The sequence below is a fragment of the Tenacibaculum sp. TB-53 genome (assembly GCF_059716285.2).
Window position 1 is genome coordinate 2642411 of record NZ_CM202790.1, and the last position, 20149, is coordinate 2662559.

Genomic DNA, 20149 nt, shown 5'->3' on the forward strand with positions numbered 1-20149 from the left:
ACCTTTAATCTCTCTTTACATTTGTGACATCTTCTTTTCAAGATTAATTGGAAAAAGACATTTAAGGGGAATAATGAACCTTCTAGAAATTCTAGAAGGTTTTTTTATGCTATTTCGGAAAATTGCACTTTTAACTTCGGAAATCCCTTTTTATACTCCTGATTATCAGCATATATTTGACATGTTCATTATTTAATGACAATTAATTAAAGGGGAATTAATTAAATCATTTTAAAAATGGGGAAACTACTATTACGTAAAATGAGCAGAGGTTTTAACACTTTACTTTCAGTTCTAGCCGAATTCGGTAAAGGTGCTGGATATGCTCTAAGACACTAAAAGTTAATTAACCAAACTTAAACGTGTAAACCTTCTAGAAATTCTAGAAGGTTTTTTTTATTACCATTACTAAAATTGTAAATTAGGCGTTCAATCATTTTATGCCTAAATGACTCAAAAATATATTATTGCTCTAGACCAAGGAACAACTAGTTGTCGTACCGTAATTCTTAATAAAGAGGAAAAGATTATAGCAAAAACTCAACAAGAGTTTCAACAAATATTTCCACAACCTGGTTGGGTAGAACATGATGCTAATGAAATTTTACAAACTCAGTTAAAAACCTTACAACAAGCTATTGAGCAGGCTCAAATATCACCTTCACAAATAGCAGGAATAGGTATTACTAATCAGCGTGAAACAACTGTAGTTTGGAATAAAAACACAGGTAAACCAATATACAATGCTATTGTTTGGCAAGATAAAAGAACAGCTGATACTTGTGAGTTACTCAAAGAAACTGGACTCGAAAACTATGTGCGTAAAACTACTGGACTGGTAATTGACAGTTATTTTTCTGCAACTAAAATTCATTGGATCTTAAATCATGTAAAGGGAGCTCAAAAAGAAGCTGAAAAAGGAAATTTGTTATTTGGAACTATTGATTCTTGGCTTTTATGGAACTTAACCAATAAAAAAGTTCATGCAACAGACTATAGTAATGCCTCACGTACCATGCTATACGACATAAAAAACTTGTGTTGGGATGAAACTTTAGTAAAAGAACTAAACATTCCAATTTCAATGTTACCTGAAGTAAAACCCTCATCTTTTCATTTTGGAAACTACGAATTAGAGGGAGTTCAAATTCCAATTGCTGGAATAGCAGGAGATCAGCAATCTGCTTTATTTGGACAAGCATGTTTTAAAAAAGGAGAAGCAAAAAACACCTACGGAACAGGGTGTTTTATGTTAATGAACACAGGTGAAAACTTAGAATATTCTGAAAATGGTTTAATTTCTACAATTGCTTGGGGAATTAACAACAAAGTGTATTACGCTCTTGAAGGAAGTGTTTTTGTTGCTGGTTCAGCAATTCAATGGTTACGAGATGGACTACAAATTATCAATAATGCAGAGGAAAGTGAACTTTTTGCTGAAGAAGTTACCGAAGAAAACCCTGTTTACGTAGTTCCTGCTTTTGCTGGCTTGGGCGCTCCGTATTGGGATATGTACGCTAGAGGTGCTGTTTTTGGTTTGACTCGTGATACAGGAAAAAATCACTTAATTAAAGCCACATTACAATCATTAGCTTATCAAACCAAAGATATTTTAGATGTTATGCAAAAAGATAGCATGCTTCAACTCTCTTCTTTAAAAGTAGATGGCGGAGCATGTGCTAATAATTTACTGATGCAATTTCAGGCAGATATCTTAAATGTAGCTGTAGAGCGTCCTGAAGAAATTGAGACCACCGTAATGGGAGCTGCTTATTTGGCCGGTTTCTGTGTTGGTTTTTGGCAACAAAACGATATTGTTAACAAAAGAAAAATAGATAAAACATTTACTCCTTCTTTCTCTAAACAAAAAAGAGAAAAATTATACCGTACTTGGCAAAAAGCTGTTGAACGTACTAAAGATTGGATTGATTAAAAAATAAAAATCATGGCAAAGTTTTACGATAAAATAACAACTAGAATTCAACAGTTTATTGAAGCACAAAAGCTCTTTTTTGTTGCTACAGCAGCAAAAGAAGGACGAATTAATCTTTCTCCTAAAGGAATGGATACCTTTAGGATACTTAACGAAAATACAGTAGCTTGGTTAAGTGTTACAGGAAGCGGTAATGAAACCTCTGCACATTTGTTAGCTGATAACCGAATAACAATTATGTTTTGTGCTTTTGAAGGAGCTCCAAACATACTAAGACTATACGGAAGGGCAGAAGAAATTCTTCCAACTTATAATAAATGGGAAAATTATGTCAAGTTGTTTCCTAATTTTCCAGGTACTCGTCAAATATTTATTGTTTCTGTTGAAAGTGTACAAACCTCTTGTGGAATGTCTATTCCTTTTTATGAATACCAAGGAGAACGAAATCAATTAAATGATTGGGCTATTGAAAAAGGTGAAGAAGGAATTAAACAATATTGGAATGACAGAAACCAAACTAGTATCGATGGCTTTGATTCTTTATTAAAAGAAGAAACATCTTCTTAAATTATTTAAAAAAATATCTTCTTTTTTCAAAATCCTGATAAAAATCATGTTTTTACTTAAACTATGCTTGTACTTTTGAGACAGTAAAGTATAAGAAGAAATGGTACAATTAATGAACATCCCAATGGTGTCTTGGACAAACGGAACCATTATGATGGTTATTTTCGGTTTGGTTTGTATAGGTTTAATAACCGCTCTTTTAATTCTTGTTAATGGTGGCAAGAAGAAAGAGTAGGTAAATTTAGTTTTAATAGTTGATTGAAGAAGCACTCTTTAATAATGTGTTAGTGGTTTAACGTTTGAGTGCTTCTTCTTCTTTTTATTTGAATGCGTTTAATCCTGTGATATCCAATCCTGTGATTAATAAATGTACATCGTGCGTTCCTTCGTAGGTTATTACACTTTCTAAATTCATTGCATGTCTCATAATTGAGTATTCTCCAGAAATACCCATTGCACCTAACACTTGTCTTGCTTCACGTGCTATTTTTAATGCCATGTCCACATTGTTTCGTTTCGCCATAGATATTTGTGCTGATGTTGCACGACCCTCATTTTTTAATACTCCCAATCGCCATGTTAGTAACTGCGCTTTGGTAATTTCGGTAATCATTTCCGCTAGCTTTTTTTGTTGTAACTGAAACTGTCCTATTGGTTTTCCAAATTGTGTACGTTCTTTCGCATAACGTAACGCTGTATCGTAACAATCCATCGCAGCACCAATAGCCCCCCAAGCAATGCCATAACGTGCAGAATCAAGACACAACAATGGTGCTCCTAACCCAGATTTATTAGGTAATAAGTTTTCTTTTGGAACTTTTACATTATCAAAAATTAACTCCCCAGTAATGGATGCTCTTAACGACCACTTGTTGTGAGTTTCTGGTGTAGAAAAACCTTCCATACCACGTTCTACTATCAAACCATGAATACGACCTTCTTCATTTTTTGCCCATACAACTGCTACATCACAAATTGGTGCATTTGAAATCCACATCTTTGCTCCATTTAACAAGTAATGGTCTCCCATGTCTTTAAACTTAGTCTCCATTCCTCCAGGGTTACTACCATGATTAGGTTCTGTTAACCCAAAACTCCCCATCCATTCACCAGAAGCTAATTTTGGTAAATATTTTTGTCGTTGAGCTTCCGTTCCGTAGTTATAAATAGGCCCCATAACAAGAGAAGACTGTACTGAAGCAGTAGATCGAATTCCACTATCACCTCTTTCTAGCTCTTGCATAATTAACCCGTAAGAAATTTGGTCTAACCCAGCACCACCGTACTCTTCAGGAATATAAGATCCAAAAGCTCCCACTTCTGCCAATCCGTTAATTAATTCCTTTGGAAACTCAGCACGTTGTGCATATTCTTCTATAATTGGAGACAAGTTTTTCTTAACCCATTCACGAGCTGTATCACGAATAAGTTTATGTTCATCAGTTAATAAATCGTCTACTTGATAATAATCTGGCGCTTGAAATAAATCAGACTTCATAAATATGTTTTAAAATTAATTTTTACTAATTGTATAAGAGAAGTGTAAAATTAATCGCGGTTTGATTTTATGTGATTTCTTAAAAGAATTGTTTCAAAAATACTTAAAAAAATGGTTATTCGTGCAGGTTTGCGTATGTTTGTACTAATGAGATTTACTTTAGGAAAAGAGGAGCGCTTAAAAAGCAAAAAGCTCATAGGAAGACTATATGAAGAGGGAAAAGTGATAAAAGTTTTTCCACTAAGAATGGTATATGTACAAACCGAACATACCTCTAAGTTTCCTGCACAAGTTGGAGTTTCTGTACCTAAACGTAATTTTAAAAAAGCGGTGGATAGAAATCGTATTAAACGATTACTTCGTGAAACTTACCGTAAAGAAAAGCATACTATTTATGAGACTGTAGATAAACCGTATGTGTTTATGATTTCTTATCTTGCAAGAGATGAATGGAAATATGCCGATATTGAGCATAAAATGAAGAAATTATTAACACAATTTATTACAGAAGTTACTCAAGATGAAAAATAAAAAACTCCTTTTTTTTGGTTCACTTATAGTCATCTCCCTTTTCTTTTCTTTTCAATCTCGTTTTTTTGAGATTGCTAAACAAATAGAAATCTATAACAACCTTTTTAAAGAGTTGAACATTAATTATATTGATGAAATCAACCCTGGTGATTTAACTGACAAAGCGATAAAAAACACCCTTAAAAATTTAGATCCATATACTAATTTTTACAACGAACAAGATGTTGAAGATGCACGTATTCGTCGTGAAGGTGAATATGGAGGTATTGGTATTTCTACATTTTACACCAAAAGAGGAATTGTGGTTTCTGAAATTTATAAAGGTTTTTCGGCAGATAAAGCTGGCTTAAAAGCAGGTGATATTATTACCAATGTAAACGGACAAGAATTAGCTTCTTTGGAAAGAAGTCAATTTTCACAAATGCTAAAAGGTGTACCAGGAAAAGAGCTTTCTTTAAAGGTAGAAAGAAACGGTCAAACAAAAAGTGTGTCAGTTAAACTTGACAAAGTTATTTTAGACCCTGTCCCTTTTTACGATATGATTGATAACGAAACTGGGTATATTGTTTTAACACGATTTATCAGTCAAAAAGCTACCGAAAGCGTTGTCAACGCGTTTAGTGATCTTAAAAAAAGAGGGATGAAAAAATTGGTTTTTGACTTAAGGTACAATCCTGGTGGCTCTTTATTTGATGCAGTAAATATTACCAATTTATTTATTCCTAAAGGCTTGAAAGTTGTAGATACTCGTGGAAAAACTCAAAAAAACAGTAGAACCTATAAAACAAATAAAGCTCCTTTAGATGCTGAAATTCCTATTGTAGTTTTAATTAATGGTCGATCGGCTTCTGCTTCAGAGATTGTTTCAGGTGCTTTGCAAGACTATGACCGAGCTGTAATTATGGGGGAGCGTTCTTTTGGAAAAGGACTGGTGCAACGTTACTTTGATTTGAGTTACGGAACACAAATGAAAATAACAATTTCTAAATATTACACCCCAAGCGGACGTTGTATTCAAGAATTAGATTATGCCAATAGAGATCCTAAAACAGGTGAAGTACCTAAGTTTTCTGATACTACTCTTAATGAGTTCACAACTCAAAACGGACGAAAAGTATATGATGGTGGAGGGGTAACTCCAGATATAACAAGTGAGTTTTCTAAAAAAACAGAAGAAACAGATGATTTACTAAAATCAAGAGCAATATTCAATTTTGTAACAGATTTCACATATCAAAATCCTAATTTATCTACTGAAAACTATACTTTTTCTTCTTCTGATTTCAATAACTTTAAAGAATATTTACTTCGTAAAGACACCGCTTTTGTTTCTAAAGAAGAGAAGCTTTTTCAGAAAGCATATGAATCAGTAGAAAACAACAACAAAATTACTTCTGAATATAACGCAATTATCCAACAATTAAAAGCAGCTAAAGTTGCTAAAGTTTTGGTAAATGAAGATCTTTTATCAAAAGAAATTGAAAATGAAATTGTTGAGCGTTATGCGTACAAAGAAGGAATGTATAAGCATTTATTTAAAAATGATATAACTATAAAAAATGCTGTTAACTTGCTAAATAATCCTAAAAAATATAGCAGTATTTTAAAAAAATAGCTTCTTTAACATAATTTGTATATTTGTACTTTAAAAACATATGTCAAAACCTATCCTAAAAGAACGTACAAGAGCCCAAGAATCTACAAATGCTATTGAGCGTTTATACATTTCAATGCGACACTTATTTAGTCGCGGTTTTTACAAACCAATGGGTGTTTCTGGTGAAACCTTACGAAAATCACTATTATCTTTACGTCCAGAAATTTATGGTTCTATTGCAGAAAACAAAACTGAGTTAAACGGACTGGTATACGTTATTGAACGCTTACCTGAAGGAATTGAAGAATGTCAGTTTATATATTTAACCGCAGATGAGGGATATCGTAACTCAAAATTTAAGGCTATCGTTCCTCCTAAAAGAAGGAGAAATTGCTATCGCATTGATAAAGATCAAATGAATATTGAAATTACTAGAGGACGCTCAGAAATTTACGATATTCTTACACACTTAACTTTTTTATTTATTGAATCTCACAAAATTAAAGACCGTGTAGTTTTTAATAATGGAGAAAGCTTTATTCGTGAATGGCTATTATTAGAAGATATTGTAATACACAATAAAACACTTACGGATGAAGAAAAAGATGTAATTGTTGTACATCTTGGTAATATTTTAGGAAGAACTTACGATGAGGTATATGATGCTTATAACACATTTTCAACAAAAGAGAACCCTAACAGGTTTTTCCATCTAATTTACTGGTTAGGTAAATTAGCTATTAATGAAACATTGTATGACCAAAAACGTTCTATTAAATTCAGTTCTGTTCTAACTCAAGAAATAGGACACCATTATTATGGAGAAATGTGGGCTAACAATATTAAAAAAGTATTGTTAGACAACGAGTTAATAGAACGTCCTATCCATATCATTAGTGCAAACATGCACAGTGTAATGAATAGTATTTACGCTCAAAATGCTTTACCAAAAGAAGCTAAAAAACATAAAGATTTTCAACTTTTTGAAGTATTGAGTAATGCTAATAGCAGTACTTTACAGTCTGCCGTTAAAAATTATGCTTCCGAAAACGGACTGATATATATCAAAGATACATCTGGGACTAACATTAATGTTCAGGTAATTGATACCCAAAAAATTAATTTTGAAACGAACTCTTTTAACAAAGTTAATTCTATTGGAAAAGACCCTGTAATTATTGTGATGGACTATGCCTTTGGTGAACAGGCTTTTGAAACTATGGATGAATTGTTAAAGCCTTATAAAACAAAAGGAGAAAAAATTCATTTAGATGTTCAATCTGTTTCTATCATGGGAAAAGCAGGTATTTTAGAAGGTGGCAAAGGAGATATTATGATTCCTTCTTCACATATTTTTGAGGGAACTGCTGATAACTATCCATTTAAAAACGAATTATCAAAAGAAGATTTAGAAGGTTTTGGTGTTCACGTTTTTGATGGTGCAATGATTACTGTGTTAGGAACTTCATTACAAAATAAAGATTTACTACGATTCTTCCACGATTCAACTTGGGATGTAATTGGATTAGAAATGGAAGGTGCACACTACCAAAAAGCCATTCAATCTGCCTCGAAAATTAGAGGAAATATTTCAGAAAATGTGAAAGTACGTTATGCGTATTATGCTTCTGACAACCCGCTAGAAACTGGTGCTACACTTGCTTCTGGAGGTCTTGGAATGAGTGGAGTAACACCAACTTACGCTATTACACAAAAGATACTAGAACAAATATTTTAGTCATAGAACGACTATCAAAAACTTAGTTATACTACAAAAAAGCATCATTTCAAATGAAATGATGCTTTTTTAGCTTTTTTATGCAATTTTAAAGACTGGTTTTGTTCATAGCCTTTTTTCTTATTTTATATTTGCACTTACAATACAACAACACACACAATGAATATTCTAATTTTAGGATCGGGCGGTAGAGAACACGCCTTTGCTAAAAAACTTTCAGAAAGCACGAAAATCAACAACCTTTTTGTAGCTCCTGGTAATGCAGGAACTGATGCAATTGCTAAAAATGTAGCCATTAATCCAACTGATTTTGCACAGGTAAAAGAAACCGTTTTACAACACGACATCAACATGGTAGTTGTAGGTCCTGAAGCACCTTTAGTTGAAGGAGTTCACGACTTTTTCTTAGCAGATGAAGAGTTGAAAAACATTCCTGTAATCGGACCTAAAAAAGATGGTGCTTTATTAGAGGGAAGTAAAGATTTTTCGAAGCAATTTATGGAAAAACACAACATTCCTACAGCTCGTTACCAATCTTTTACTACTGAAACCTTAGCTGAAGGAAAAAAATTCTTAGAAAGCTTAGGCGCTCCTTATGTATTAAAAGCGGATGGATTAGCTGCTGGAAAAGGAGTTTTAATCTTAAATAATTTAGACGAAGCCAAAGCTGAATTAGAAGAAATGCTTTCTAATCAAAAATTTGGAAGCGCTTCATCAACAGTCGTTATTGAAGAATTTTTAAAGGGAATTGAATTATCTGTTTTCGTTTTAACTGACGGAAAGAATTATAAAATCTTACCTTCTGCTAAAGATTACAAACGTATTGGAGAAGGCGATACAGGGCTAAATACAGGCGGTATGGGTGCTATTTCTCCTGTTCCTTTTGCAACGGGTGATTTTTTAACGAAAGTGGAAGAATTAATCGTTAAACCAACGATAAACGGTTTGCAAAAAGAAGGAATTGATTATAGAGGATTTATTTTTATCGGATTGATGAATGATAATGGAAATCCATCTGTTGTTGAATACAACGTTCGTATGGGAGATCCTGAAACAGAAGTAGTATTACCTCGTATACAATCAGATTTAGTCGATTTATTTGAAGGAGTTGCAACGCAAACTTTAGGAGAAAAATCATATGAGGTTACTCCACAAACAGCAACTACCGTTATGTTAGTTTCTGGTGGATATCCTGAAGCTTACGAAAAAGGAAAAGAAATTACAGGTTTTAATACTGTGGAAGATTCTATTGTTTTTCATGCAGGAACTACTTTAAAAGATGGTAAAGTAGTTACTAGTGGTGGACGTGTTATGGCAATTACTTCTTTTGGAGATTCTATGGAAGAAGCCTTAGAAAAATCATACAAAAACATTGATAAAATAACTTTTGATAAAATGAATTATCGAAAAGATATTGGGTTCGATTTAAAATAAATAACAATAAAAAAAGGAGTTGATAGTCAACTCCTTTTTTATTTCATTGCTTTTTCTAGCGTAAACGAGAATTCAGAACCTTGACCATGTACACTCTTTAAAAGAATTGTTTCATTATGTGCTTCAATAATATGCTTAACAATAGAAAGTCCTAATCCAGACCCTCCTTGTTCACGAGACCTGCTTTGATCTACACGATAAAAACGCTCAAATAAACGTGAAAGGTGTTCTTGCTTTATTCCTTCACCATTATCATTTATTTTAATGATAAGCTTATGCTGATTATAGGGTTCAACACTTACAGTAGTAATTCCTCCCACTCTACCATATTTAATAGAATTTACAACAAGGTTAATTAACACTTGTTCTATTCGCTCAACATCACCTTTTACCAAATGCGGAAAGTCATACACACGGTCAAAACGCAATGTAATATTTCTCTTTTTTGCTTTCATTTCAAACAAGTCAAATACGTTTTGAATTAGCTCAATAATGTTAAAAGTTTGCATATTCATTTTCATTCCCTCTGTTTCTAACTTAGCAATCATATCTAAATCTTTCACAATTGAGGTTAATCTTTCCACTCCTTTATTAGCTCTTTCTAAATATTTTTCAAGAATTTCTTTGTCTTCAGCAGCTCCTTCAATAAGGGTTAAAATATAGCCTTGTACGGTAAAAAGTGGCGTTTTTAACTCATGAGCAACATTACCTAAGAAGTCTCGACGAAATGAATCTCGTTGTGTTAAACTAGCAATTTCTTCACTCTTACCTTCTACATATTCTTGTACACTTTTGGTTAACGCTTCTATATCTGTAGTTACTTTATTTCTTTTTAAGTCATTCACATCTAAAATAGAAATATCTTCATACATCTTTTTTACTCGTTGATAAATAAAGTGTTCTGCTCTATATTGAATTACGAAAAAAGAGATGATAAACATTGCAATACCAAAAATTACAATGGTTATTACTCCTAAGCTATTTAATAAAAATAAATACGATAATACTGCTATAACTATAGATAATAGTGTTGAGTATAAAGCCGACCAAAGTGCGTAGTTATATGTTTTTTTTATTTTTTTCATCTGTTTATTTTCTATTGTTTTTAAATATCAGATGTAATTCGCTAATAGTTATCTTGCATAATATCAAGAATTATTATAGCTCATTTCATGATAAAAAAATAGATTGCTAGCTAGCAATCTACTTATTAATTTTTGAGTTTAAAAATTATTTGTCTGTTTCGTCTAGCACAAACTTGTATCCAACTCCTTTTACTGTTTTAAAATAGTGATCTCCTATTTTCTCTCGGAGTTTACGTATGTGTACATCTATAGTTCTACCTCCTACAACTACTTCATTTCCCCAAACGCTGTCTAAAATAACTTCTCTTTTAAATACTTTTCCTGGTTTTGAAGTTAATAAAGAGAATAGTTCAAATTCTTTTCTTGGTAAAGATATTTTTTCTTCTCCTTTAAAAACTACATATTCATCTCTATTGATGACTATATCTCCAATTTTTGTAGTAGTATCTGCTTTTTCTTCTGTCTTTAAACGACGTAATAACGATTTAACCTTACTTATCAGTACTTTTGGCTTTACTGGTTTAGTTATGTAGTCGTCTGCTCCAGCGTCAAAACCTGCTACTTGCGAGTAGTCTTCTCCTCTAGCGGTTAAAAAAGAAATTATAACGTCTTCGAGAGATTTTACGTTTCTAATTTTTTCACACGCTTCGATACCATCCATCTCAGGCATCATAATATCTAATAAAATTAAATGTGGAGTTACTTTTTTTGCTGTTTTAACAGCTTCTGCACCATTATTTGCAGTAAAAACCTGATATCCTTCTGATTTTAAATTGTATCCTACAATTTCTAAGATATCTGGTTCATCATCAACTAGTAAAATTTTAATGTCGCTAGTGTTCATTATTCATTTTTATTGTGTTACTCAAAAGTAATCATAAAAAAATAAACCCTTTATATGCATGCTTAACTTAACGTTCATTTAATATTGACCAAACTTTTGCTTAAAAGAAATACAAGAAATCTTTTGTTTTTCATTTTTTGTCGTTTTTGTATCTTTATACAAATTGTTTACTATGAAAATCATTTCTTCTCTTGGGGAAATTACTTCCAGAGCTAAAAATACTTTTAAGCGGTTCCCTATAACATTGTTCTGGGCAATTGTAGGTACCTTATTTACGTTATTTGCAATTGAAACTGATACTTTTGATAATGCTTTTTACGGCAAGGTTATTTTAACTTTTATCTTAGGAGTTAGTTGGTTGATTGCAACTCGTTTTTTTGAAGAACAATTTAAAAAAGATAAAACTTGGATATTCTTACTAACTTTAGGTTTTCTAAGCCTATTCTATATTAGTATTGAGGTTGATGGTTTTGAAATTCATCAAAACTCAATCATTCGTTTTGCTCTTTACTTCATAACTGGGCATTTACTTGTAATGGTAACTCCTTTCATATTCAGTTGGAATAAATCTGCGTATTTTAATTATTTAAAATCCCTTTTTATAGCCTTAGTTAGAAGTCTTTTTTTCTCTCTGATTTTATATTTAGGAATTGTATTAGCACTTCTGGCTATTAAACATTTGTTTGCTATTGATTTTAAAGGAGAACGTTTTTTTCAGGTTTTTGTGTTTTGCATAGGAATTATAAATACCTGGATTTATCTTTCTGATTTTCCAAAAGATGTTCATAATCAACTTGCTATTAACTACACCAAAGCTTTAGAAGTATTGGTTAAGTACATCTTAATTCCGCTAGTAATTTTATACCTCATCATTTTATATGCCTATAGTTTAAAAATAGTAATCAACTGGAACTTGCCTAAAGGATGGGTTTCTTATTTAGTTATTGCTCTTTCTTTCTTAGGATTTATTGTTCAAATACTTATCAATCCTATTCAAAAAACTATAAATTCTCGCACAATTAAAAAGTTTTATCCATGGTTTTATTATTTATTATTACCGTTAATTGTTTTACTTTTTATTGCCATTTTTAGACGTATTAATGAATATGGTATCACCGAAAACCGTTATTTCGTATTTGTTTTAGCTTGTTGGATTTTAGCCATGTGCCTCTACATACTTTTTAGTAAACGTAAAAAAATTAAGATATTTCCTTTTAGTTTGGCTCTTATTACTTTTCTAGTTTCTTTTGGGTTTTGGGGCGTTTTTTCGGTATCAACTAAAAGTCAACTTCTTCGATTTGAAAAGGTATATACTGATATTAAAAAAGATAACTTTTCTACCACGTTTGAAAAGAAAAATCAACTTCGTTCTATTATTAGATACTTAAACAATAAACATGAATTGCATAAAGTAAAGAACATCTTAGGTTATAACCCAAAAACAACTTTTAAAACTGATAGTCGTTGGCAATTACAAAATAGATTAATGGATAGTTTAGATATAAAAGTAACTGATAATGTAACTCACCCCTATACAAATCATTACTATAGTATTGATGAAAATAACGCCATTAACATTAAAAACTACGATATTTTAAAGAAACTTTATATCAACAGGTATAAAAAACAAAATTCTATAAATGGATATCATTTTTCTTTAAGTAAAGAATCAAATATTATTGAAATAACTAAAAATGAGATCTTAATAGGAAAAGTTAATTGTTCTGAAATGATTAAAAAACTTAAAAATCTTGAAAGGAATTACAATGTAGTTCCTAATTTAATGACAATTAAACACGACTTTGAAACGCTGAATATAAAATTCATTTTTCAAAACATAAACCTATCAAAAAGTGATAATAACACTACCAAAGAATATTTATCTAATGCTAACGCTTATGTTTTAATCAAAGAAAAAAATGCTGAATAAAATCAACTTACAAAACATCTTGTTTTTAGATATTGAAACCGTTCCTGAAGTAGAATTGTTTGCTGATTTATCTCCTGAAATGCAAGAATTGTATGCTTTAAAAACACAATATCAACGCAAAGATGAATTTACTCCTGAAGAATTTTATCATCGAGCTGGTATTTGGGCCGAGTTTGGGAAAATAATCTGTATTTCAGTCGGGTATTTTGTAGAACGTAAAGGTGAAAACCAACTTCGAGTTACCTCTTTTTATGGTGATAATGAACACAAACTTTTGGTTGATTTTAAAAATTTGTTAGACACACACTTTAATCACCCAAACCATCTTTTATGTGCACACAACGGTAAAGAATTTGACTTTCCGTATATCGCACGACGTATGATTATCAATCAAATTGAATTGCCTAATAAACTCAATTTATTTGGTAAAAAACCTTGGGAAGTTCCGCATTTAGATACGATGGATTTATGGAAATTTGGCGATTATAAGCACTACACTTCTTTAAAATTACTGACTGCTATTTTAGGAATTCCATCACCCAAACAAGATATTGATGGAAGTGAAGTTGCTAATGTATATTACCAAGAAAAAAATCTATCACGTATTGTTGAGTATTGTGAACGAGATACTGTAGCGGTAGCTCAGCTTTTATTAAGGTTTTTAAATAAGCCTATGGTTGAAGAAATTGATATTATAAAGGTGTAATATCAACCTATTCTCCTTCTAATTTCATTGAAAGTTCAAACCAACGTTCTTCTTTTTCTTCTAAACTCTCTATAACCTCTTGTAGCTCTAGGGATTTTTCATTGATATCATCCATCGCTATTTCTCCGTTGGTAAATTGCGCTTCTAATTTTGCTTTCTTTTTTTGCAACTTTTCAATATCTACTTCTAATTGACCAAACTCTCGTTTTTCGTTATAACTTAACTTCCCTTTCTGTGGTGTTTTTTCTTGCTTTTCAGCTACTTTCTTTTCTTCTTTAGGTTCTGATGGTAAAGAGCTTTCATATGCTCTGTAATCTGAGTAATTTCCTGGAAAATTCTCTACTTCTCCATTTCCTTTAAAAACAAATAAACCGTCAACTATCTTATCCATAAAATAACGGTCGTGCGATACTACCATTAAGTTTCCGGGATAATCCAATAAGAAGCTTTCTAACACATTTAACGTTACTACATCCAAGTCGTTGGTAGGCTCATCTAGAATTAAAAAGTTAGGGTTTTGAATTAACACCGCACATAAATACAAACGCTTTTGCTCTCCTCCACTTAACTTTTCAACAAAATCGTGTTGTTTTTTTCGGTCGAATAAAAAACGTTCTAATAATTGAGCTGCAGAAATTCTTCTTCCTTTAGTTAACGGAATTTCTTCTCCAAATTCTTTGATGACTTCTATTACTTTTTGCCCTTCTTTTATTTGGATTCCTTTTTGAGTGTAGTACCCAAATTTTACCGTTTCACCTACAATTACCTTACCTCCATCTACAGGAATTTTACCTGTTAGTATATTTAAAAATGAAGACTTTCCTGTTCCGTTTTTCCCAATAATTCCTATACGTTCTCCTCGTTTAAAAACATAGTCAAATCCATCTAAAATAATTTTATCTCCAAAGTTCTTTTTTAATTTATGAAGCTCTACAATTTTGCTTCCTAAACGCTCCATGTTAATTTCTAACTGAACTTCGTGTTCTTTTCTACGTTGATGTGCTTTCTTTTTTATTTCAAAAAAGTCGTCAATACGTGATTTAGATTTGGTTGTACGGGCTTTGGGTTGACGACGCATCCAATCTAATTCTTTTTTAAATAAGCTTTTAGCTTTACTTAAATTTGTGGCTTCTAAAGCCATTCGTTCTTCTTTATTTTGAAGATAGTAGGAATAGTTTCCTTTGTATTTATATAGTTTTCCGTTGTCTAATTCAATAATCTCATTACACACACGCTCTAAAAAATAACGGTCGTGCGTAACCATAAACAACGTAATTTTTTCTTTTGCAAAAAAGGCTTCTAACCATTCAATCATTTCTAAATCTAAATGGTTTGTTGGCTCATCTAGTATTAATAAATCTGGTTTATTAATTAGAATAATAGCTAACGACAATCGCTTCTTTTGTCCTCCAGAAAGATTTCCTACTTTTTGTGATAAATCATCAAGTTTTAACTTGAATAAAATTTGTTTGTATTGTGTTTCGAAATCCCATGCATTGTGTTGCTCCATCAATTCAAATGCCTTTTGATATGCTTCTGCATCATCAGGATTTTGCAATGCTTTTTCGTATTGTTGAATTATAGGAAGAATAGTATTTTCAGTAGAAAAAATAGTTTCTTCAATGGTTAAATCTGGATTCAAGTCATCGTCTTGCGCCAAATAAGCAATATTAATTCCTTTCCTACTTATAACTTGTCCTTCATCTGGTGTATCCTTTCCAGCAATAATGTTTAAAATAGAGGTTTTTCCGCTACCATTTTTAGCAACAAAGGCTATTTTTTGATCTTTATTAATTCCAAAAGAAATATCTTCAAATAAGACCTTTTCACCGTACGATTTTGCTATGTTTTCTACTGATAGGTAATTCATTCTCTATAATTTTATGCAAAGAAACAAAAAACCCGAGCAATTGCTCGGGTTTTATTATAATTAAAAGAAATGCTTTTATTTCTTCATTAATTTAATGGTTTCTGATTTTTTACCATCATTTGCTTCTAATAAATATATTCCTGTTTTTAAGTTAGAAACATTTACAGTACCATTAACTGTTTTTCCTGTTAACACAACTCTACCAATGGTATTTGTTATTTTATAACTTACATTTTCGTTGCTTCCAAATTTTACAGTAACATTACTTACAGCTGGATTTGGATATGCTGTTAAGCTTGATTTTGCTTCTTTATCTAATGGTTCAGCAAACTCATCACTTGTACCTGAGACTGCTACTGAAGATGATGAATTAACAATATTCACTGTATAATCTTCTACCTCTCCATCTGCAAAAGTTTCACAAGCTGTTGATGCTCCGTTATATTTCATAGAAACTCGCATTCTTGTTTGTCCTAATAACGCATCTGCTGGAATAGAGATATTAGCTGATCTGTTTGCCGCTGTACCAGACGAACCTAAAGAAGTTTGTTCACTAGCCTCAAAAGTTCCATTACGGTTGTAGTCAATCCAAACGGTAAAATACTCAGTATATGAAGAACCACTAAATCCTGCACTTACAATAATTTGATTGGTTGTTCCTTGAGTAACTGTTGCTATTTTGTTTGTAAAATCACCATATCCTCCATTTGCAGCAGTTGTATTGGTCATTCCTCCAAAAGAAACATAATCTATCCATTCATAAGTAACTCTATTTCCTTTTGAAGCACAATAAGTAACAACATTATCTAATGTAGTAACATTTACTGTATTGCTTGCTGCAGAAATATTCCCTGCTGCATCTGTTGCTTTTACAGAGAATGTATAAGCTGTATTAGCGGTTAATCCTGTTACGTTGTAAGATGTTGTTGTAACAGTTGTTAACTTAGTTGCTCCTTGATATACATCATATCCTGTAACACCTACATTATCTGTTGATCCTGTCCAAGATAAAGTTAGTGTAGTTTGTGCAACGTTTGATGAAGCTAAACTACTAGGTGCAGTTGGTGCTTGAGTATCTGCTACAGCAGCTGTAATATTTACTGTATAATCTTCTACTTCACCGTAAGAGAATGATGCCTCACAAACTGTTGGTGTTGCATTATACTTCATAACGATTCTCATTCTTGTAGTTCCATCCATCGCTGAACTAGGCACTGTAAATGATGTACTTACAGGAGTATCTTTCGATTTAGCTTTTGTCCAAACCGTTTCTCCGGCATCAGAAAAATCTCCATCTTGGTTATAATCAATCCAAACTCCATACCCCTCGTCATAACTATTTCCTGTCCATTTTGGAGTAATTGTAATTGTGTTTGATTTTCCTTTTTCTAAATCGGTAGAAATTGAAGTATGGTCAGAGTATCCGTTTCCTCCTCCTGAAGAATTATCGATACTTCCTAACTGAACTCTCCCAATATACTCATCTGAAACGCTATTTCCTTTAGAGGTACAATACGTAATTGTTGCTGCTGTAGTAGTAGCATTTGCTGTATTACTCACTGCTGAAATATTTCCTACAGCATCTTTTGCTTTTACAGTAAATGTATATGCTGTACTTGCTGTTAAACCTGTTACATTATATGAAGTTGTTGTTGAGCTTCCTATTTTAGTTGCTCCTTGGTACACATCATACCCTGTAACACCTACGTTATCTGTTGATGCTGTCCAATTTAATGTTAAACTTGTTGCTGTTATAGAACTCGCAGCTAAATTAGTTGGAGCAGAAGGTGCTTCTGTATCGGCAGCTGCATTACTTGTAAATGAGCCTGTAAATACTCCTCTACCATAAGTAGAAGCAATTACTTTGTTAGTAACATGATCTCCACTTACGTTCCAGTAATCAAATGAAGTAACACTAACATCGCTCATTCCATTATACGCTTGATTCCAATTAGGGTTTGCATCATTAAAGTTAGATGTTGACCAAACTCCTAATTGTGTTGCTAAAATAGCTTCTGTTCTATCTAATGGATTTTGTAAAATATCTCTTACAGGAATATTTGGTAAGTTTCCTTCTTTACTCACCCAATTTGCTCCTCCATCTGAAGTAGCCCAAACACTCGTTACTCCATAGTTATGTATCGTTACGAAAATATCATTTTCTGTAGCTCCAAACCTTACTGAAGATACTGAACCAACAAAAGGTGTATTGATATTTGACCATGTAGCACTAGAATTTGTAACATTCGTTAACTTTAATAGTTTACCATTCGCTAATCCTACAAACCATGCATTATTTGTAAAAGGAGATGCTTGAAAAGCAGTTGGGCTTGCATCTAATAATGCGTTTGTAATATTTCCTTTTGAATTTGATGCTACATTAATACTCAAAATTGACTTCGCAGAACTTGTTGAAGCGTTTGATAATAGACGGTTTGCATCATTATCGTATCCCATAGGGTTTACAAAGTCTCCCGTATTTTGATCGCTTGATAATGTTGTTGCTCCTCCTTGTCGTCTACCTAATCCGTTCCAAGGTAAGCTAAACCTATATATTACATTATTTACATAGGTTGCAATCATATAGTCTCCATCTTTATCAACAAAGGTATAGAACCCATCACCATCACTTAATTCAGTTGAACTATTAATTCCTGCTACTGCATTTCTGAATGCTTGTGTTCCATTGTCTTGAGCACCCGCACTAAAAATTCCATTAACATCTCCTGCGCCATCAGGACCAATTCCTGCTTTTACAAACTGAGTTACATTATAGCCTTTGTTTCTTACACTAATTGTACTTCCTGCATTTCCTGAATAATAGATTCCTCCATCATTTCCGAATAATATTTTAGAAGAGTCATTATTTCCAAAAGCCATTGAATGTTGATCTGCGTGAACATTTTGGTGACCAAAACCTCCATACCAGTGTGATAACTGAGACCAAGAAGAACCTCCGTTTGTCGTTTTAAATAAATCAATACCTCCAACATATACTATGTTGTCATTTGTTGGATCTGTTTCAATTACTAAATCATAAAATGCTTGTCCACGACAAAAATCGTTCGCCGCAATTCCAGTATCTGCATCATTCGGTAACGATGTTGCACTTGCTGTTGAAAAAGCATTGGTTGTTTTATAAATATGAACAGGCGCTGTACTTGTTGTACCTTGTGTTAATGCGTAAATTTTATTTGCATCGGTAGCAGAAGGTTCAATTTCTACTCTATTAGATTCAGTTAATGGAGATGCAGCTGCTTCTGTCCAAGTACCTCCATTTGTAGAGCTAAACACTCTACCTCCGCCTTGACCTAAAGCAGAACCAATAGTTCCCATCCATAGTGTATTATTTGCACTTACTTCTAAATCATTAGCTATGTAATAATAGTCTCTTCCTCCAAAAGCATACTTCATGTTAGCAGATTCTATTCTGTTCCATGTAGCCCCATTATCTGTAGAACGATACAACCCTGCAGACTGTAATCCTAACCAATTTCTAGGACTAGAAGAATCTCCATACACATGTGCTCCTACTGCAACAAATAATTCTGTTGAAGCTCCATTATCCCATGCTAATACATCGTTAACATAATGAATTCCTGATAAGAAAACATTACTTGCATTGTGATTAATAATTGCTTCTCCAGCTGCTGGTATATTAACTGCATTCCATGTTGTACCACCATCGGTAGTTACATAAACACCATTTCCTACTACGTCTCCTGCTGTATATTGTTCTCCTGTACCTACATACCATCTGTTAGAATTTCTTGGATCTACAGTGATAGACGTAACAGATAAGTTTCCTGGTACGTTTTGTACTCTTGTCCATTGCGAATTCGCATTACTGATGTCTGTATTTTTCCATAAACCACCACTTACTCCACCAGCATATACAGTATTGTTTGTAGCATCATTTGGGTCAAATAAAACGACTCTTGTACGGCCTCCTACATTATTAGGCCCTCTTTCTGTCCAAGAGTTTCCATTGTCTCCTGGGTTTTTTTGTTGTGCTCTTTTTTTTAACAGATCTTCTCTCAATCCTGCTAGACTTCCATCTTCCATTTTTCCTGTAGCTGGATTCATGGTAAGTAATTGCATTTGATCAAAATACCTATTAGGTGGTAACCCTCTAAGTTTTCTTTCTTTTTTCCCCCATTTTAACGATTCATTTAAAGGGCTTTCCTTTAAAAAAGTACTGTGTACTTTACGTTGTTCGGCCAGTTTATCAGTAACACTTTGCTTTTTAAGATAATCTGAACCAATAATTGAAATTGCTGCAACAGACAGTCCTCCAATCAGAAATTTAAACTTTTTGTTCATTTGAATTAATTTAATTAAATAATTAAGTTTTTATTTCCTAGCTCTTTTATAATACTACCTTTTCTTCGTCTCTTACCTTTTTGAATAGACTCA

Annotated in this window: 14 protein-coding genes; 9 read left to right on the plus strand and 5 right to left on the minus strand. The window is 32.5% G+C overall.

Annotated features, from left to right (window positions below):
* Positions 1-448 precede the first annotated feature (448 nt).
* The 3 genes from glpK to AC3VJB_RS12130 all read left to right on the plus strand — a co-directional run bounded on the left by glpK (position 449) and on the right by AC3VJB_RS12130 (position 2735).
* On the plus strand, positions 449-1933 hold the full coding sequence (glpK, locus tag AC3VJB_RS12120) for a glycerol kinase GlpK (RefSeq protein ID WP_159611146.1): 1485 nt from the start codon (positions 449-451) through the stop codon (positions 1931-1933).
* Positions 1934-1945: 12 nt separating this feature from the next.
* Positions 1946-2500 (plus strand): pyridoxamine 5'-phosphate oxidase family protein, encoded by a 555-nt coding sequence (locus AC3VJB_RS12125; RefSeq protein WP_073182331.1) that lies wholly within the window; start codon positions 1946-1948, stop codon positions 2498-2500.
* A 100-nt stretch (positions 2501-2600) separates the two neighbouring features.
* Positions 2601-2735, plus strand: coding sequence for a hypothetical protein (locus AC3VJB_RS12130; RefSeq protein WP_255724753.1), 135 nt, complete (start codon positions 2601-2603; stop codon positions 2733-2735).
* 84 nt (positions 2736-2819) lie between these two features.
* Here AC3VJB_RS12130 and AC3VJB_RS12135 read toward each other — a convergent pair whose 3' ends face one another.
* The gene (locus tag AC3VJB_RS12135) at positions 2820-3998 is read right to left on the minus strand and encodes an acyl-CoA dehydrogenase family protein (RefSeq protein ID WP_047788017.1); all 1179 of its coding nucleotides are present in this window, start codon (positions 3996-3998) and stop codon (positions 2820-2822) included.
* 111 nt (positions 3999-4109) lie between these two features.
* On the opposite strand from AC3VJB_RS12135, the gene rnpA reads away from it, so the two are divergent.
* The 4 genes from rnpA (at position 4110) to purD (ending at position 9298) form a co-directional block, all read left to right on the plus strand.
* Complete coding sequence (gene rnpA / locus AC3VJB_RS12140) at positions 4110-4529, plus strand: ribonuclease P protein component (protein WP_239178283.1); 420 nt, start codon at positions 4110-4112, stop codon at positions 4527-4529.
* Positions 4519-6144 (plus strand): S41 family peptidase, encoded by a 1626-nt coding sequence (locus AC3VJB_RS12145; protein ID WP_497667192.1) that lies wholly within the window; start codon positions 4519-4521, stop codon positions 6142-6144. The genes rnpA and AC3VJB_RS12145 overlap by 11 nt, the downstream gene beginning before the upstream one ends.
* Positions 6145-6184: 40 nt before the next feature.
* A complete protein-coding gene (locus AC3VJB_RS12150; RefSeq protein ID WP_047788019.1) occupies positions 6185-7864 on the plus strand; it encodes a DUF6909 family protein in 1680 nt (559 codons plus the stop codon).
* Between the two features lie 159 nt (positions 7865-8023).
* Positions 8024-9298, plus strand: a complete 1275-nt coding sequence (gene purD, locus AC3VJB_RS12155; protein ID WP_394420421.1) for a phosphoribosylamine--glycine ligase — start codon at positions 8024-8026, stop codon at positions 9296-9298.
* A 38-nt stretch (positions 9299-9336) separates the two neighbouring features.
* On the opposite strand, the gene AC3VJB_RS12160 is transcribed toward purD, so the two are convergent.
* Both AC3VJB_RS12160 and AC3VJB_RS12165 read right to left on the minus strand, forming a co-directional pair.
* Positions 9337-10383, minus strand: coding sequence for a sensor histidine kinase (locus tag AC3VJB_RS12160; RefSeq protein ID WP_173359021.1), 1047 nt, complete (start codon positions 10381-10383; stop codon positions 9337-9339).
* A 145-nt stretch (positions 10384-10528) separates the two neighbouring features.
* Positions 10529-11227: a response regulator transcription factor gene (locus AC3VJB_RS12165; RefSeq protein ID WP_047788022.1), complete on the minus strand. Its 699-nt coding sequence runs from the start codon at positions 11225-11227 to the stop codon at positions 10529-10531.
* Between the two features lie 172 nt (positions 11228-11399).
* Here AC3VJB_RS12165 and AC3VJB_RS12170 point away from each other — a divergent pair, with 172 nt between their 5' ends.
* Both AC3VJB_RS12170 and AC3VJB_RS12175 read left to right on the plus strand, forming a co-directional pair.
* Positions 11400-13157: a DUF4153 domain-containing protein gene (locus AC3VJB_RS12170; protein WP_394420419.1), complete on the plus strand. Its 1758-nt coding sequence runs from the start codon at positions 11400-11402 to the stop codon at positions 13155-13157.
* Positions 13147-13863, plus strand: coding sequence for a 3'-5' exonuclease (locus tag AC3VJB_RS12175; RefSeq protein WP_159488662.1), 717 nt, complete (start codon positions 13147-13149; stop codon positions 13861-13863). Before AC3VJB_RS12170 ends, AC3VJB_RS12175 begins: the two co-directional genes overlap by 11 nt.
* A gap of 7 nt (positions 13864-13870) precedes the next feature.
* Here AC3VJB_RS12175 and AC3VJB_RS12180 read toward each other — a convergent pair whose 3' ends face one another.
* Positions 13871-15733, minus strand: a complete 1863-nt coding sequence (locus AC3VJB_RS12180; RefSeq protein ID WP_497667193.1) for an ABC-F family ATP-binding cassette domain-containing protein — start codon at positions 15731-15733, stop codon at positions 13871-13873.
* A gap of 75 nt (positions 15734-15808) precedes the next feature.
* Positions 15809-20056 (minus strand): GEVED domain-containing protein, encoded by a 4248-nt coding sequence (locus AC3VJB_RS12185; protein ID WP_497667194.1) that lies wholly within the window; start codon positions 20054-20056, stop codon positions 15809-15811.
* Positions 20057-20149: the final 93 nt, after the last annotated feature.

Coding starts and splice junctions, on each gene's coding strand:
- glpK (WP_159611146.1), top strand. CDS start 449: ATGACTCAAAAATATATTATTGCTCTAGACCAAGGAACAACTAGTTGT.
- AC3VJB_RS12125 (WP_073182331.1), top strand. CDS start 1,946: ATGGCAAAGTTTTACGATAAAATAACAACTAGAATTCAACAGTTTATT.
- AC3VJB_RS12130 (WP_255724753.1), top strand. CDS start 2,601: ATGGTACAATTAATGAACATCCCAATGGTGTCTTGGACAAACGGAACC.
- AC3VJB_RS12135 (WP_047788017.1), bottom strand. CDS start 3,998: ATGAAGTCTGATTTATTTCAAGCGCCAGATTATTATCAAGTAGACGAT.
- rnpA (WP_239178283.1), top strand. CDS start 4,110: ATGGTTATTCGTGCAGGTTTGCGTATGTTTGTACTAATGAGATTTACT.
- AC3VJB_RS12145 (WP_497667192.1), top strand. CDS start 4,519: ATGAAAAATAAAAAACTCCTTTTTTTTGGTTCACTTATAGTCATCTCC.
- AC3VJB_RS12150 (WP_047788019.1), top strand. CDS start 6,185: ATGTCAAAACCTATCCTAAAAGAACGTACAAGAGCCCAAGAATCTACA.
- purD (WP_394420421.1), top strand. CDS start 8,024: ATGAATATTCTAATTTTAGGATCGGGCGGTAGAGAACACGCCTTTGCT.
- AC3VJB_RS12160 (WP_173359021.1), bottom strand. CDS start 10,383: ATGAAAAAAATAAAAAAAACATATAACTACGCACTTTGGTCGGCTTTA.
- AC3VJB_RS12165 (WP_047788022.1), bottom strand. CDS start 11,227: ATGAACACTAGCGACATTAAAATTTTACTAGTTGATGATGAACCAGAT.
- AC3VJB_RS12170 (WP_394420419.1), top strand. CDS start 11,400: ATGAAAATCATTTCTTCTCTTGGGGAAATTACTTCCAGAGCTAAAAAT.
- AC3VJB_RS12175 (WP_159488662.1), top strand. CDS start 13,147: ATGCTGAATAAAATCAACTTACAAAACATCTTGTTTTTAGATATTGAA.
- AC3VJB_RS12180 (WP_497667193.1), bottom strand. CDS start 15,733: ATGAATTACCTATCAGTAGAAAACATAGCAAAATCGTACGGTGAAAAG.
- AC3VJB_RS12185 (WP_497667194.1), bottom strand. CDS start 20,056: ATGAACAAAAAGTTTAAATTTCTGATTGGAGGACTGTCTGTTGCAGCA.